14 protein-coding genes are annotated in these 14,583 nt (G+C 44.2%); 4 read left to right on the top strand and 10 right to left on the bottom strand.

From position 1 onward, the window contains the following. Positions 1–45: 45 nt before the first annotated feature. Positions 46–846, bottom strand: a complete 801-nt coding sequence (locus BA724_RS11020) for a DUF1444 domain-containing protein (protein WP_069938724.1) — start codon at positions 844–846, stop codon at positions 46–48. Between the two features lie 18 nt (positions 847–864). Beyond that, the gene (locus BA724_RS11015; RefSeq protein WP_069938723.1) at positions 865–1,935 is read right to left on the bottom strand and encodes a M42 family metallopeptidase; all 1,071 of its coding nucleotides are present in this window, start codon (positions 1,933–1,935) and stop codon (positions 865–867) included. Positions 1,936–2,079: 144 nt separating this feature from the next. On the opposite strand from BA724_RS11015, the gene BA724_RS11010 reads away from it, so the two are divergent. Continuing rightward, positions 2,080–2,400, top strand: a complete 321-nt coding sequence (locus tag BA724_RS11010) for a PepSY domain-containing protein (protein ID WP_069938722.1) — start codon at positions 2,080–2,082, stop codon at positions 2,398–2,400. Positions 2,401–2,442: 42 nt separating this feature from the next. On the opposite strand, the gene trmB is transcribed toward BA724_RS11010, so the two are convergent. The 5 genes from trmB to thpR form a co-directional block, all read right to left on the bottom strand. After that, a complete protein-coding gene (gene trmB, locus BA724_RS11005; protein WP_069938721.1) occupies positions 2,443–3,090 on the bottom strand; it encodes a tRNA (guanosine(46)-N7)-methyltransferase TrmB in 648 nt (215 codons plus the stop codon). Beyond that, positions 3,074–3,901 (bottom strand): phosphotransferase family protein, encoded by an 828-nt coding sequence (locus BA724_RS11000; protein ID WP_069938720.1) that lies wholly within the window; start codon positions 3,899–3,901, stop codon positions 3,074–3,076. The genes trmB and BA724_RS11000 overlap by 17 nt, the downstream gene beginning before the upstream one ends. Before the next feature lie 145 nt (positions 3,902–4,046). Then, positions 4,047–6,182 (bottom strand): type I pullulanase, encoded by a 2,136-nt coding sequence (gene pulA / locus BA724_RS10995; RefSeq protein ID WP_069938719.1) that lies wholly within the window; start codon positions 6,180–6,182, stop codon positions 4,047–4,049. Further along, on the bottom strand, positions 6,183–7,145 hold the full coding sequence (locus BA724_RS10990) for a nuclease-related domain-containing protein (RefSeq protein WP_069938718.1): 963 nt from the start codon (positions 7,143–7,145) through the stop codon (positions 6,183–6,185). Continuing rightward, entirely contained in the window at positions 7,129–7,698 is a 570-nt protein-coding gene (gene thpR / locus BA724_RS10985) for an RNA 2',3'-cyclic phosphodiesterase (RefSeq protein WP_069939228.1), read from the bottom strand. Before thpR ends, BA724_RS10990 begins: the two co-directional genes overlap by 17 nt. Before the next feature lie 145 nt (positions 7,699–7,843). Here thpR and cysK point away from each other — a divergent pair, with 145 nt between their 5' ends. Then, positions 7,844–8,776, top strand: a complete 933-nt coding sequence (gene cysK, locus BA724_RS10975) for a cysteine synthase A (protein WP_069938716.1) — start codon at positions 7,844–7,846, stop codon at positions 8,774–8,776. Between the two features lie 75 nt (positions 8,777–8,851). Here cysK and pepV read toward each other — a convergent pair whose 3' ends face one another. Next, positions 8,852–10,264, bottom strand: a complete 1,413-nt coding sequence (pepV, locus tag BA724_RS10970) for a dipeptidase PepV (protein WP_069938715.1) — start codon at positions 10,262–10,264, stop codon at positions 8,852–8,854. A 327-nt stretch (positions 10,265–10,591) separates the two neighbouring features. Between pepV and BA724_RS10965 the strand changes: the two genes are divergently transcribed. After that, positions 10,592–10,813 (top strand): DeoR family transcriptional regulator, encoded by a 222-nt coding sequence (locus BA724_RS10965; RefSeq protein WP_045851690.1) that lies wholly within the window; start codon positions 10,592–10,594, stop codon positions 10,811–10,813. A gap of 46 nt (positions 10,814–10,859) precedes the next feature. Here BA724_RS10965 and BA724_RS10960 read toward each other — a convergent pair whose 3' ends face one another. Together BA724_RS10960 and BA724_RS10955 are read right to left on the bottom strand one after the other, a co-directional pair. Beyond that, entirely contained in the window at positions 10,860–11,570 is a 711-nt protein-coding gene (locus BA724_RS10960) for a pseudouridine synthase (RefSeq protein WP_069938714.1), read from the bottom strand. A gap of 12 nt (positions 11,571–11,582) precedes the next feature. Continuing rightward, positions 11,583–13,205, bottom strand: a complete 1,623-nt coding sequence (locus BA724_RS10955) for a putative polysaccharide biosynthesis protein (RefSeq protein WP_069938713.1) — start codon at positions 13,203–13,205, stop codon at positions 11,583–11,585. A gap of 119 nt (positions 13,206–13,324) precedes the next feature. On the opposite strand from BA724_RS10955, the gene BA724_RS10950 reads away from it, so the two are divergent. Next, positions 13,325–14,578, top strand: coding sequence for a BaiN/RdsA family NAD(P)/FAD-dependent oxidoreductase (locus BA724_RS10950; protein WP_069938712.1), 1,254 nt, complete (start codon positions 13,325–13,327; stop codon positions 14,576–14,578). Positions 14,579–14,583 lie beyond the last annotated feature (5 nt).

Below are 14,583 nucleotides of genomic sequence, written 5' to 3'. Positions count from 1 at the left end.
TTTGGGAAAATAGATGGGGAAGAAAAAAGACCGCCCGCCAAAGAGTCAGTCTTTGTGCGGACGGTTTTTCGCTAAAATAAAGATCGGTTCAAGATGCCCGTCTTCATAAACAAATGAAAGGGCGGTAATCGGCACACGCCCGGCTGCAAAAAAGCTCATCGCCATTTGTGCTAAGATGTCATAACCTGTTTCGTTGCGAATATCGCCAATAATGAGTACATCGCCATGTGGAACGGATACGGTCATATCACCTTCCATTTTTTCACTCATTTCTTTTAAAAACCGATCATTCAAAATACGCGTGGCATCGTACCCATCATTCGAATTCAAGAAATAGAACACATTTCCAGCCACAGTGTCTTGTTTCATTTCAAGCGGCAGCGAACGAAGATTAAAGCGGGCAATTTCACGAATTTGCTCCGCTGTCCATTTTTCTTTCGCCATGAGTTTTTCATCAATTAATCGATACGTTGAGCCTAGATCAACGGCATAATAAATACGGGTTTCAGCTGTATGCTCATCGAAAAAAAGCGGTACGCCTTCCTCCGCTTCTGCCGGAAACGAAGCCGAGCGAATAACGGGGAAAATCCGCTTTTCTTTTTCTTCTTTTTTACCGGATTCATCAAATGCATTGAGCGCTTCATTCACATAATATATCGTTTCTTCCGCCGCTTTTTGAACATTCCCTTCAAATTTAGCCAAAATGCCGCCAAGTGCAACCGTGACACCTTTTTTTGTATCACTGTTTTCAATGCGCATTTCTTCCTTTTCACGATCAAACGCAATGGACCGGTTCGGTTTTTGAAGCGCTTCTTCAAGCGTTCTTTTTAATTTTATCGTCGACATATAAGTCTCCTCTCTCCTTTAATATTCCTTAATCGTCTCAGCTGTCGTTTTATCCATCTTAGAAACAAGCTTTACAAGCAGTTCTTTTGCCGCATCATAATCGTCTGTGTGAATAATGGATGAATGCGTATGAATGTAGCGTGAACAAATGCCAATTACAGCGCTTGGTACACCGCTTCCTGTCGTATGAACCCGCCCAGCATCTGTGCCGCCCGGTGAAACAAAGTACTGATATGGAATTTTGTTTGATTCAGCCGTGTCAAGCACAAAGTCCCGCATACCGCCATGTGTCACCATTGACCGGTCAAAAATACGGAGCAGCAAGCCTTTGCCCAGCTGCCCAAATTCATTTTTGTCTCCTGATGCATCGTTGGCAGGGCTCGCATCGAGGGCAAAAAAGATATCAGGGTTTATTAAGTGGGCAGCCGTCTGTGCACCGCGAAGGCCGACTTCTTCCTGAACCGTTGCACCTGAGTAGAGCATATTCGGCAGTGACTTCCCGTCCAGCTCTTTTAACAGCTCCACGGCCAGTCCGCAGCCGTATCGGTTATCCCATGCTTTCGCCATGATTTTCTTTGGATTAGCGAGCGGCGTAAAAGGTGACACCGGCAAAATAGACTGACCCGGCTTTATTCCGATTGATGCCGCATCGGCTTTATCGTCCGCGCCAATATCAATTTGCATGTTTTTAATTTGCATTGGCTTATTACGCTGGTCTTCTGTTAATAAATGCGGAGGTGTAGACGAAATAACTCCTTCGACCGGACCGTTTTTCGTATAAATACGGACACGCTGAGCGAGCATTGTCTGGTTCCACCAGCCGCCAAGCGTTTGAAAGCGGATCATGCCGTTTTCGGTAATCGCTGTTACCATAAACGCCACTTCATCCATATGACCGGCCACCATAACACGCGGACCGTTTTCATCTCCATTTTTCACGCCAAACAAGCTGCCCAAATGATCTTGAATAATTGAATCAGCATACGGTTCCATTTCTTTTTTCATAAATGCACGCACCGCATGCTCGTTTCCTGGCGCGCCCGGTAGTTCTGTCAGCGTTTTAAACATATCTTTTGTTTCTTGATTCATTGGTCTAATTCCTCCCGCTCCTGTCTTTTGTTCATTATACCGGAAATAAACACGAAGGTGGAATGAAGCGCATTTTAGTTTTCTTCACTCTGAACTTCTTGTATACTATAAGAGCAGTCTACTAGATAAACAGGGGGGTTCAACATGGTGAAATGGGATCGAACCGCTTTTTTGATCGGCGCAGCCGCAGGAGCAGCCGCAGCCTTTTTGATTCAAAAACAAACGTCCGAATCAATGAATGTTCCGCCTGAAAAAGTATTAAAAAAAGTGAAAGATACATTTAAACAAAACGGTCCAGTCGATGGCTCATGGATTCAAATGAAGCCCGAACAAATTGACAGAAACGGCTTTCCCGCACTTGTTTATAAAGGCGGCATTTCACGTCCTGGCGAAACCGGAAATGAACAATTTGAGTTCTCTGCAGATGCTAAAACCGGCACGCTGCTGCACGTTCAGCCTGTGTAATTAGAAAAATCCCAAACAGATTGAATTCTGTTTGGGATTTTTTTATGTGCGAGGCTGGAATTTTGCTTCTGATCGATAAATACGCTGGCCTTTTGCTGAAAATTTCTCTTCATATTCAGTCATCACATTGCCCTCATACCCGCTATTATGCAAATCCAGGCTGACAAAGTTTAAGAGCATGCCGTATTCTGAAAAACTTTTCAGTGAAAATTCAAATAAGCCTTGGTTATCCGTTTTGAAATGGATTTCACCCTCATCCGGCATAATCGATTCATACAAGCTTAAAAACGTTTTATATGTTAACCGGCGTTTTGCATGGCGCGTTTTCGGCCATGGATCGGAAAAGTTTAAATAAACGCGGCTGACTTCCCCTTTTTCAAAGTAATTGATCAGCTCCGCTCCGTCCACGTCCAAAAGCTTCAAGTTTGGCAAATCCGCTTCAATAAGCCGGTCCAGCGCCGTAATAATAACACTTTCATACATCTCAATGCCAATATAATTAATGTGTGGGTTCTGTTTTGCCATGCCTGTTACAAACTGGCCTTTTCCCGTACCCACTTCAATATGGATTGGATTATCATTGCCAAAAATTTCATTCCAGCGCCCTTTTGCTCCCTCAGGCTGCGGGGTAATATATTGCGGGTACGCATTGATTTTCTCACGCGCCCACGGTTTATTTCTTAAACGCATCTTTCTTGTTCTCTCCATTTCCAAATAAATTGTACTCCGCCTTCATTAATCGATGCAAAGAGGCCAGGCTTCGGTTCATATCATGAAAGCGGGTTTTTTCCCGGTTCCACTCGATCGACAAAAGCAGCTGCGCAGCCGCATACCATTTCATACGATGGAAAAAATCCGGAGTCAACACCAGACCATATTGTGACAGCCAGCCTGTCCAATTTTCTTGTTTCACGTAGCCAAACAACAGCGTTCCAAGATCGATCGCCGGGTCCGCAATCATCGCCCCGTCCCAGTCAATTAAAAACAGCTCATCCTGATCGGACAGCAGCCAGTTATGATGATTCACGTCCGTATGACAAACGACAAATTGATAATCTGGCACATTTGGCAACTGTTCTTCCAAAAAGTGTACTGCATCAGCCACAACAGGATGGGCTGAAATCACATTGGTGCGAGAGTAGATATCGGATAATGTCGCTGCCGGCAAAACTGGCTGTTTTCCAAGCCGTTTCAGCATATTTAAAAGCGGTTTGGATGAATGAATCTTCCCCATCAGCCGGGCAACACGATCGGACTCCATTTCTTCTGGCACAAGTTCACGTCCATTCATCCAATGCTGTGCAGAAATAACATCTCCATTTTCAAGCCGCTTCGTCCAGACGAGCTTCGGGACAATCCCTTCGGCTGAGAGCATGGCAAGGAAAGGAGAAGAATTCCGTTTTAAAAACAGTTCTTTTCCAGCGTGCCGTGCAAAAAATGCTTTTCCTGTTACGCCTCCAGCAGGCGTTATTTCCCAGTCTCCGCCAAGAAAATGTTCCACAAAAACTCACCTTTTTCATAAAAAAAAGACAGCAGCCGCTTCGAAAAACAATCGCTGTCTTTTTTATTACTCGTATCGTTCTTAATATCGTATGAAGTATTGTATCATGAATTTACGCTTTCGACCAGTTCCTTTCTAAAACATTCTATCGGACGAAAACAGCGCAGCTAAATGGTTCTACAACTGCGTCGACCCGGGCCGCACCAATAGAATCTATTCCAGACTGCGTGCCGGAGACAATTTGATTCCATTGTGCTCCATCTGGCAGTCCGAAGCTTGAAACAGTTCCTCCGGCATTGAAACTGATGACTATATCATTCCATTTTCCGTAAGAACCGACATCTTTCAGCCAAACGGTTAAGGTGTCAGAATTGGAGGGCCATTTGATCATATGATGGCAAATGGCTTCTTCTGTTCTCATTCGAAAAGCACCGGATGACTTTCGCAGCTCAATCAGCCCTTTTACATAGTGAACATGATCAATATACTCACTGCGTCGGCGCCAGTCCATCTGATTGATCATATCCGAACTCGTATAACTATTCTCAACCCCATATTTTGTGCGGCAAAATTCCTGTCCTGCATGCAGAAATGGAATGCCCTGTGAAAGAAGGACAAAGGATGTAGCGAGCAAATGCTTCTTCCTGTTCAATTCTGCGTCTCCTGGGAAACAAGCCTCAAGCTTATCCCATAATGTGTAGTTGTCATGGCATTCTACATAATTAACAGACTGTGCCGGTGAATGAAATAACCGGTCGATACCAGCGCAGCCGACGTTTGCTGTCAGCGCCGCAAAAGCGTTATCTAAAAATTGGCTGTTTCCAAACGCAAAGCCCGGTTCAAATAATTGAAACGTGTTTCCTTTTACTGAATCTCGAAACCGGTCATTAAAAAAAGCGATGTCCCTTAGTTCCTGTTCATTTTGAATGGACGCTTTTTTTTCCGATGGCAAAGCGGTATTTAAATCCCATCCTTCTCCTAAAATAACTGCACCCGGCTTATTGCGGCGGATGAGAGCAGCGGCCTGCTGAATCGTTCCTACGTCGATCAATCCCATTAAGTCAAAGCGAAAGCCATCGATATGATAAGCATCTATCCAGTACTGAAGCGAATCAAGAATGAATTTACGCCCCATTTTTCTCTCCGAGGCAAAATCATTTCCACAGCCGGAGCCATTTGATGGCATTCCATCCAGCCCCTGCCGGAAAAAATAGCCTGGGACAAGCCGTTCGAACGACGATGTTTCACGGACGAATACATGATTGTACACGACGTCCATAATGACACGAAGTCCTTTTTTATGAAACGCTTCAATCATTTGTTTCAGTTCAACTGCCCTCGCGTACAAATCAACAGGATCTGTGCTGAAGCTGCCTTCCGGAACATTAAAGAACAGCGGGTTGTATCCCCAATTATAGTTAGCGGAAAAATCAATGTCCGACACGCCAAAATAATCGAAAAACGGCAGCAGTTCTACATGTGTCACACCGAGAGATGCGACATAATCAAGCCCCGTCGGCTGACCGTCCGGACTTTGTGTTCCTTCTTCGGTCAAACCAAGATACAATCCTCTCCGCTTAATCCCGCTTTCCCGCTGGCTTGATAAATCCCGAATAGAGGCTTCATAAATAATCGCATCAAGCGGCGATGAAAATGGCGGAAGCTCGTATTTTGGCACCTTCATTTTTTCATCATCCACAACCCGGGCCCACTCGCTGTGCACGGATACCATTTTCGCGTAGGGATCAACTGCTTCATGCCAAACGTTATTGATTCTTACTTGGTAATGATAAAAATAACCTTCTGCATCTTCAGCCAGTTCCGCTTGAAATGTACCAGACGGGCCTCTTTTCATCGGCACATAGCGGAGTGGGCTGTCGGCTGTTTCTTTAAACTTCACAAATGCCTCGGTTGCCGTCGGGGCCCATACTCGAAAAGAGGTCTGTTCCGGCGAATATATACTTCCAAGCTCTCCTTTATAATAAAACAGATTATCAAATTCTTCCGTTCGGATGACCCCGCCAATTTGCAGGTCTGTGCGCATAAGCCGTTCATCTAAAATCACATGCTGCCGGCCGAATTCCGGTATTTCTTTTACCCGGCATGTGTACTTAACCATCGTGTCAAACTCATTTACATCTAAAATATCCATTTTCGTCACACTGCCGCCATTTTCAATATAAAAAGCAGAAGACTTTCCTGAATAGTAATGATTCGGCAATAAAACAGCCACTTCAGTTAACGTGTCCAAATATGCATCAAACGGACGGGTCGAAATCATTTAAATATCCTCCTCCCATTCCGGCCGGCGCAAACTCACTGTATCTCCATGAGCAAGCAGTGCTTTCGCTGCCTTTAATTGAATCGTTTTCAGCGGTGATGACAACTGCCTCATCTCATCAAACCAATGATGAAATTCGCGCTTGTCAATATAATGTATGTCTGCTGGCGCAGCCGGGTCATCAATGTAGCCATTTCGGGACAACACTGCTTTTCGAACGGGTATATCCACTTGATCATGCTGAAGAAGCTTTTTCACGATTGTTTCCGTTCTTGACAGTGAGACAGCCGGGCTTAATATTTTTGATTCTGTTTCCCCAAAACGCTTCACCCAAAACCGATCCGGCGACCCTGTAAAAACAGCACCGTCCTGTTCTTCTAAAAAAGTTAGACACCAAACATGCAGCGGGGTAATGATAACCACATCAAGTTCAACAACGGCTTTTTGAAAACGAAAAACCGGTTCATATAACACGAGAAATGTATCTGGCAGCCGTTTTAATAAAAATTTCAGCCGCTCATCCACGTAATACTTATGGTCGAGCGGCGACTGATGTAAAAGTGTGGAACTCGCCCATTTAATTTGAAAATTAAACATCTTATCGATAAACGCTTTTTTCGCATCTTCTTTTGTTTTTAAATAGATCGATTCTGTTTCATTGATGGAAAATAAATTTTCTTCCTGCTGCGGCTCGGAATCGACCTCTGCTTCCACCAGTTTTTCTTTTCGTGAAAAAAGCCCTCGAAATAACGAATGTTTTCCTTTCGATTCTTCGAGCAGCCAATCATCCTGCTTATCCTGATCCGGCTCTAAACCCGATGAACCTTCACCTTGCTGCCGCTCCCACAAGGCATGAAATTTCTCCCACTCTTGTTTTTTAAGTCTGACATATCGTGCAGGATAATGAAATACATCATTTTCATATCTGGATATATAATTTTGCAATTTAATTAATTGACCCATGGCTCGTGTCCCCTCTCGGCTTTCCCAATATGCATGACCATTTTTTCATATATTTCGGTACGGTGGATGTGTTCGTTTCGTATAAAGCCACTTCGGTTACAGAAAATGGGGGCCAATCCGGCAGTTCTGCCAGAGAATACGGCTGCTGGCCAATCCATTTCCGTGCCGTCGTAATATGCGGGCGAAATGGTTTTTCGTCTATATTGATTCCTGACTTTCTGCATGCTGATGCTACTTCTTTTTGCACATGAAAAAGAGGGGCTGGTTCGTCCGTTCCAATCCAGAAAATACGGGGAGATTTCTTTTGACCGAATGTGCCGAACGAAGAAAGCTTTATCGAAAAGACCGGAGCGCTGCCAATTTTTTCATTAATCATGTCACAGGCTTCCTTGATGACGGATAATTTTGCCGCCCCGACAAAAGCTAATGTCAGGTGGTAGTCTTCTTCATGCACCATCCGTTTAAACGGATCATTTCTTTTCTTCATTTCATCCGCAATCATTTTTTTCACATGATCAGGGAGAACAATGGCAAAAAAATAATGTGGCTGCATCACACACACTCCTCTTCTCGGTCATCTGCTGTTTTTAGTTTACCAAAAACAGCGAAGAAAAGCCGTCCATTTTCATTCATTGTATTTCGATTGGAATTATTCTAATAATATGGTTTAATAAAACAGAACAGAAAGGGTGACATTTATGAAAGTAGTCAACAATATAGCGGATTTAATTGGTGATACACCGCTTGTCAAGTTGCAGCGTTTGTCACCTGAACACGGAGCAGACGTATATGTAAAATTAGAATTTTATAATCCAAGTAAAAGTGTAAAGGATCGTGCCGCCTATAACATGATAATTGAGGCTGAGAAGTCGGGCCTGCTTAAACCGGGTGCCACGATTATAGAACCAACCAGCGGGAATACAGGCATTGGCATCGCGATGAATGCCGCTGCACGCGGCTATAAAGCAATATTAGTGATGCCTGACACGATGACGAAGGAACGCATCAATATTTTAAAAGCATATGGAGCAGAAGTTGTTCTGACGCCAGGAAGTGAAAAAATGCCCGGCTCAATCAAAAAAGCAATTGAACTGGCGGAATCGACGCCAAACAGCTTCATTCCGATGCAGTTTGACAATCCAGCCAACCCCGACGCCCACCGTGGCACGACTTCTGCAGAAATCGCTGAAGCGGCTGCCGAAATTTGCAAAAACTTTTCTGCATTTATCGCCAGTTCTGGTACAGGCGGCACGATTACCGGTACAGGTGAAGAATTAAAAAAACAATTTCCCGATTTGAAGGTCCATGTTGTGGAACCCGCGGGCTCGCCTGTTTTATCCGGCGGAAAGCCAGGAAAGCATAAGTTAGTCGGCACAAGCCCCGGCTTTATTCCCGATATTTTAAACACAAATGTGTATGATTCCATCTTTAAGATAGAGGATGACGATGCTTATACAATTACCCGCCGCCTTGCTGCAGAAGAAGGCATCCTCATTGGTCCGTCAGGGGGCGCAACATGTTATGCGGCGATTGAAGTCGCTAAAACATTAACTAACAATGATATTGTTATTTGTATAGCACCGGATACGGGTGAACGGTATTTATCCAGCGACGTTTTTCAATATGAATAACTCCCCTTCCTGCTGACTTGAAGCCAGGGGGACATGATAAACAAAATCCCGCCATTATGAATGGCGGGATTTTGTTTATTCTTTTTTTCCAGCAAGCTCGACGATGGTCCGCGCGTATATAGCGGCTGCCCGGAACAGATCATCCAGTATGGCGTATTCATCTTTTTGATGTGCCACATCCTCGCGCCCCGGAAACAACGCGCCAAACGCAACACCCGTTTTTAAAGCGCGGGCGTACGTGCCTCCGCCGATCGAAAGTAATTCGGCTGCTTTTCCCGTTTCTTCTTCATATACACGCTGCAACGTTTCGACAAACGGATCATCCGGCTTTATATAATGCGGTTTGCTATTGTCCAAAATGAGCAATGAAACGTTTTCCAATCTTTTTTTAAGAGCATCCATTTCTTGATCAAATAAAAATGACACCGGATACCGAACATTTAAGCCAATTTGTGCTGCTTTCTCTTTTTCATAATGAAATAGAGCCGCGTTTACCGTCACGTCACCCATTTCAGGATCTGTCGAAGCAATGCCAAGATGCTTTCCGCGTGTATCGCCTTCAAATTGATCCAGAACAAATTGCAAATAGGCCGCCGCCGCCGGATCAATGGCTTCTGTTACTAAAAATGCCGCCAGCAGCAAGGCTGCATTTTGTCCATGATCTGGTTCCATCGCATGAGCAGAAACACCTTTCATTTCAAGAAAAATAACACCGCTGTCAATATAATAAGAACCGTCTAACTCATTATCTTTTATATATTCTGTATAATTTTGTAGAAATAAGGTATGCTGCTTTTCAATCCAAATAGAGGCCACAGCGTGATCTGGCACCATATTGTATCGTCTGCCAGCCTGAAACGATTCTACCACGATGGCAGCTTCTTTTGTGGATGGTGGAACCGTAAGATTTAACTGGAGATCCGCAATTCCTTTTTCTGCGAAAATAATCGGAAAGTCCGCATCCGGAGCAAAGCCGGCTTCTGGCATTTCTTCCGTTTTAAAATAACGATCCACACATTCCCAGTCACTTTCTTCATCTGTCCCAATAATCATCCGGACACGCTTTTGGAGAGGAATGCCTAATTCTTTAATGACTTTCATTGCATAGTAGGCAGCCAGTGTCGGACCTTTATCGTCCATTGCGCCGCGGCCAAAAAGCTTGCCGTTCTCTACTTCTCCGCCGAACGGTTCGTATGACCAGCCGTCCCCTGCCGGTACAACATCAACATGACATAGGATGCCGATTAAGCCGCTCCCTTCACCCATTTCAAGATGACCGGCGACATTCCCAACATTTTTTGAAGTAAAACCATCTTTTTCTCCTAATTGGAGCATAAAGTCAAGTGCCTGCCGAACTTCTTTGCCAAATGGTGCTTCATCTGTATTTTCATTACTTTTAACACTTGGAATTTGAATAAGCTCTTGAAGGTCTTTTATAAATTCCCCTTCAAATTTCTTTATTTCGTCCCGCCAATCAATGCTGCGCATGAACATCCCTCCCTCTTTCATTTTACATGGGAACTGTCATTTTAACCAATTCCTTTACAAAAGATTTAATTTCTAGAAAACATATGAAAAATACGTACATTTTTTCGAGTTTAAAAGCATAATATTATTAAAAAAGGGTAAACCTCTTGTAAATTCAGCGTTTTTTCTAGCAAAATCGATACAAATACAGTACACTATAATTGTCAGACAGTTTAACACCTGTATAAAAATAGGCTGTAAAGGAGATGTCTGAATCAGCTTAATCATATTATCATTTTCTGTCGTCTGTTGTTATGCCTCGGGGAAAAAAGATGAGGGAGTGGTTCTTTGAAGCCTACTACAAATCGAATGCTGACTCGCATAAAATCCATCTATATGTTTATTAAAGAAAATGGGACTGTGACAACGCAAGATATTGTAGATGAATTTGGCATCACCCCGCGAACGATTCAACGCGACTTGAATGTACTCGCTTATAACGAGCTTGTCTTTAGTCCAACACGCGGAAAATGGACAACTACGGAAAAAAAGGTTCGAATGACCTCATGATATTTATTTATATAAAAATGGCTGCCCGCTATGGACAGCCGTTTTTTCAGTTCTCTTTTAATAAATCAAGTTCTTCTTCTGTCAGCTCCCGATATTCGCCCAATTCCAGTTCTTCATCAAGACCGAGCGCGCCCATGGAAAGCCGTTTAAGATACACTACTTCTTTATCCACCGATTGAAACATCCGTTTCACTTGATGGAACTTCCCTTCCGTAATCGTCAATTCAATTTCTGACTCGCTTCCGCTTGATAAAATAACGAGATCGCCGGGCTTTGTTTGATAGCCGTCGTCGAGCGTCACGCCCTCTTTAAATGCGGCAATGTCCGCTTCGGTAACATAGCCCTCGATACGGGCAAAATACGTTTTCGGCACGTGGTGTTTTGGTGACAGCAATTGATGTGACAAATGCCCATCATTCGTTAGCAGCAGCATGCCTTCTGTATCTTTATCAAGCCGGCCGACCGGATGCGGCTCGAAATGCTTATGCGCATCATCAAGCAAATCGATAACCGTTTCATCCCGCTTATCTTCTGTAGCGGAAATAACACCTGCCGGCTTGTTCATCATCAAATAGATAAACTCCCGATATTTAACCGGCTCATCAAAAAGCATCACTTCATCTGTTTCAGGACTAACGTGAACTTTTGCATCCTTTATCATTTTGCCATTAACGGTGACAGCACCGGTTTTTAACAATTTTTTTACTTCTTTCCTCGATCCAATCCCGGAATTGGCCAGCCATTTATCTAAACGCATATCGTGCTCCTTTTATGCTTTTTTCAAGCGTAGTTTTCGTTTGATGCCATCTAATTTTGAGCCGAATACCTCATCCAGCAAGCCCGATTTCTGACTAAGCGCAAAATAAACCACCGCTCCGGCACCCGCGCAAATGAAAATGATCAATAATGCAGGACCATCTGTTTCTGTGGAAAGTACCAGCGATAAAATGCCATAAAGCGCCATTACCACAATCGCCATCACGACATTAAATGCCGTAATCAGCCCAATTTTTTTCGCCAATGGGCGAAGTGAATACGAGGCGTACGTGCGAATAACCACAATATTGATGACAATGGAAGTCAAATAGCCTAAAGCGGTCGCATACACAGCGCCTTCTGTTTCAAACAGTTTAATCAGTGGGATGTTCAGCGACAGCTTTACTAAAATGCCTGTGAGCAGGCTCAATACGGTAAAGCGCTGCTCATTGATGCCTTGCAAAATAGCGGCAGTTACGGAAAACAGCGCAAATAAAATTGCCACTGGCGCATATACCCGGAGCACATCTGTGCCAAGCTCGCTATATTTATAAAAAACAGTGTAAAGCGGCTCTGCCAGCAACGCCATGCCGACAGCCGCCGGAACAGTTAAAAACAGCAGCACCTCAAATGTTTTATTAAGCTGCTGCTTCACTAACGCCATGTCTTTTTTCACAAACGAGCTTGTTACCATCGGCACGAGTGTCATTGCAAAAGCAGTAGCGAGAGAAACCGGTATAATAACCAATTTTTGAGTACTGAAATTTAACACACCGAATGCTGACACAGCTTGGTTCGCGAGTCCAATTTGAGACATAGCTCTTGAAAAAGTAACTTGGTCAATAAGCTGGTATAACGGAATAGCGATTCCGACAAAAATAAATGGGACTGCATAGACGACAATTTCCGAATACATACTAAACAGGGACACATCTGTCTGCCCTTTGTCCTGCTCTAACAGCTTATCCAAATGCTTTTTCCGCTTAAAAAAGTACCAGTAAAGCACAAGCAGGCCGAAAACCGCGCCGATAAATGCAGCAAAGGTGGCGACACTGACTGCCGTAACAACCGACCCATTCATCACGTGAATGACAATGTACGCTCCAGCCAACAGAAAGATAATGCGAGCAATTTGCTCGACAACTTGCGAAACAGCAGATGGCCCCATGGATTGGTGCCCCTGAAAAAAGCCGCGTGTTACACTCATAAATGGGACAAGAATGAGTGCAAAACTGACCGCACGAATGACTGTCGCCACTTCATCAATCGTATAGGTGGTCTGTTCGCCGTTCAATGACAGCTTCGCAAAAAATGGCGCACATGTATACATAACAACGAATGCCGCAAAACCGGTCAACAGCATAATAACAAGACCGGATTTAAACAGCTTCCGGCCGACCGCGTATTCTTCAATCGCATTGTATTTCGCAATATACTTTGATACGGCCAGCGGAATCCCCGCTGTGGCAATACTGATAAAAATCGTATACGGAACGTAGCCGTAGCTATACAGCGCCGCTGCGTCATCTCCCCCGATGATACTGTAAAAAGGGATCACGTAAAACAAGCCAAGAAACTTTGAAATAAACGTGCCCAGCGTGAGGATAAACGTCCCTCGTATTAAATTGGATGACATGAATGAATCCCTCTTTTTCTCATTAAACATCACTTGATAGTGTACCTCTTTCTCACGTGTCTGACAATTTTTTTCACCATCTGCTATAATGAACAAAGTTTAAAGAACGAGGTGACAGTATGTATGATGTTATTGTAGTGGGCGGCGGACCAGCCGGGCTGATGGCAGCCATTGCTTCAGGCCGTGCAGGTGCGCGCACACTGTTAATTGATAAAGGGCGAAAGCCCGGCAACAAGCTGCAAATCTCCGGCGGCGGACGGTGCAACGTGACGAATCGGCTTCCTGTAGAAGAAATTATTCGTCACATTCCGGGAAATGGCCGTTTTTTATACAGCGCTTTTTCCGTTTTCAGCAACGAAGATATTATCCGTTTTTTTGAGAACCTCGGTGTGAAGCTAAAAGAAGAAGATCATGGACGAATGTTTCCTGTCTCTAACCGGGCACAGGATGTCGTTGAGGCATTGCTTAGTGAATTAAAACGGCTTCGGGTTGACATGCGGCTTGAGTCCCCTGTTGAAAAATTGTTAATGGACGACGAATATATGCGCGGCGTGCGGCTGACTTCCGGTGAAGAAATCCGTTCGAATGCGATTGTGCTTGCGACCGGCGGCAAAGCAGTGCCGCAAACCGGATCGACCGGCGACGGCTATCCGTGGGCGCGTCAGGCAGGCCACACGATCACAGAACTTTTCCCAACAGAAGTACCGATTACATCAAAAGAGCCGTTTATTTTAAATCGCTCCATGCAGGGGCTTGCACTTCGTGACGTCGGCTTATCTGTTTTAAATAAAAAAGGAAAGCCGCTTGTTACACACCGGATGGATATGCTGTTTACCCATTTCGGCTTATCAGGTCCCGCCGCACTTCGCTGCAGCCAATATGTGGTAAAGGAATTAAAGAAAAACGGCTCTCCTGTTTACATGTCCATTGACGCGTTTCCGAATGGGAATGAACATGAAGTAGGTGTTTCCATTCGGCAAATTATCAAGGAAGAACCGAAAAAAGCGGTAAAAAACAGCTTAAAAAAATTGCTGCCGGAACGGTATTTGCACTTTTTGCTTGAGCGAACCGGCATCGATTTAGAAACACCCGGCAATCAATTGTCAGATGCCCTTATTCGCGAACTTGCTTCTTCGGTAAAATCATTTAAAATCGCTGTTAATGGGACACTGCCCATTGAAAAAGCATTTGTAACAGGCGGCGGCGTGTCTGTAAAAGAAATTGAACCGAAAACAATGGCATCTAAAAAGAAAGACGGGCTTTTTTTCTGCGGCGAAATTTTAGATATTCACGGCTACACAGGCGGCTACAACATTACCGCCGCACTCATTACCGGCCATATCGCCGGAACAAATGCAGCAGCCGTGAGATAAGGAAT

The organism is Domibacillus iocasae, assembly GCF_001750285.1.
GTDB lineage: Bacteria > Bacillota > Bacilli > Bacillales > Domibacillaceae > Domibacillus > Domibacillus iocasae.
This window is presented reverse-complemented; position numbering and strand designations above follow the sequence as displayed.

Excerpts from the sequence above, each read along its gene's own strand:
- pulA (WP_069938719.1), bottom strand. The coding sequence starts at position 6,182 with ATGATTTCGACCCGTCCGTTTGATGCATATTTGGACACGTTAACTGAA.
- thpR (WP_069939228.1), bottom strand. The coding sequence starts at position 7,698 with ATGCAGCCACATTATTTTTTTGCCATTGTTCTCCCTGATCATGTGAAA.
- BA724_RS11010 (WP_069938722.1), top strand. The coding sequence starts at position 2,080 with ATGGTGAAATGGGATCGAACCGCTTTTTTGATCGGCGCAGCCGCAGGA.
- BA724_RS11015 (WP_069938723.1), bottom strand. The coding sequence starts at position 1,935 with ATGAATCAAGAAACAAAAGATATGTTTAAAACGCTGACAGAACTACCG.
- BA724_RS10950 (WP_069938712.1), top strand. The coding sequence starts at position 13,325 with ATGTATGATGTTATTGTAGTGGGCGGCGGACCAGCCGGGCTGATGGCA.
- cysK (WP_069938716.1), top strand. The coding sequence starts at position 7,844 with ATGAAAGTAGTCAACAATATAGCGGATTTAATTGGTGATACACCGCTT.
- BA724_RS11020 (WP_069938724.1), bottom strand. The coding sequence starts at position 846 with ATGTCGACGATAAAATTAAAAAGAACGCTTGAAGAAGCGCTTCAAAAA.
- BA724_RS10960 (WP_069938714.1), bottom strand. The coding sequence starts at position 11,570 with ATGCGTTTAGATAAATGGCTGGCCAATTCCGGGATTGGATCGAGGAAA.
- BA724_RS10955 (WP_069938713.1), bottom strand. The coding sequence starts at position 13,205 with ATGTCATCCAATTTAATACGAGGGACGTTTATCCTCACGCTGGGCACG.
- trmB (WP_069938721.1), bottom strand. The coding sequence starts at position 3,090 with ATGCGTTTAAGAAATAAACCGTGGGCGCGTGAGAAAATCAATGCGTAC.
- pepV (WP_069938715.1), bottom strand. The coding sequence starts at position 10,264 with ATGCGCAGCATTGATTGGCGGGACGAAATAAAGAAATTTGAAGGGGAA.
- BA724_RS10990 (WP_069938718.1), bottom strand. The coding sequence starts at position 7,145 with ATGGGTCAATTAATTAAATTGCAAAATTATATATCCAGATATGAAAAT.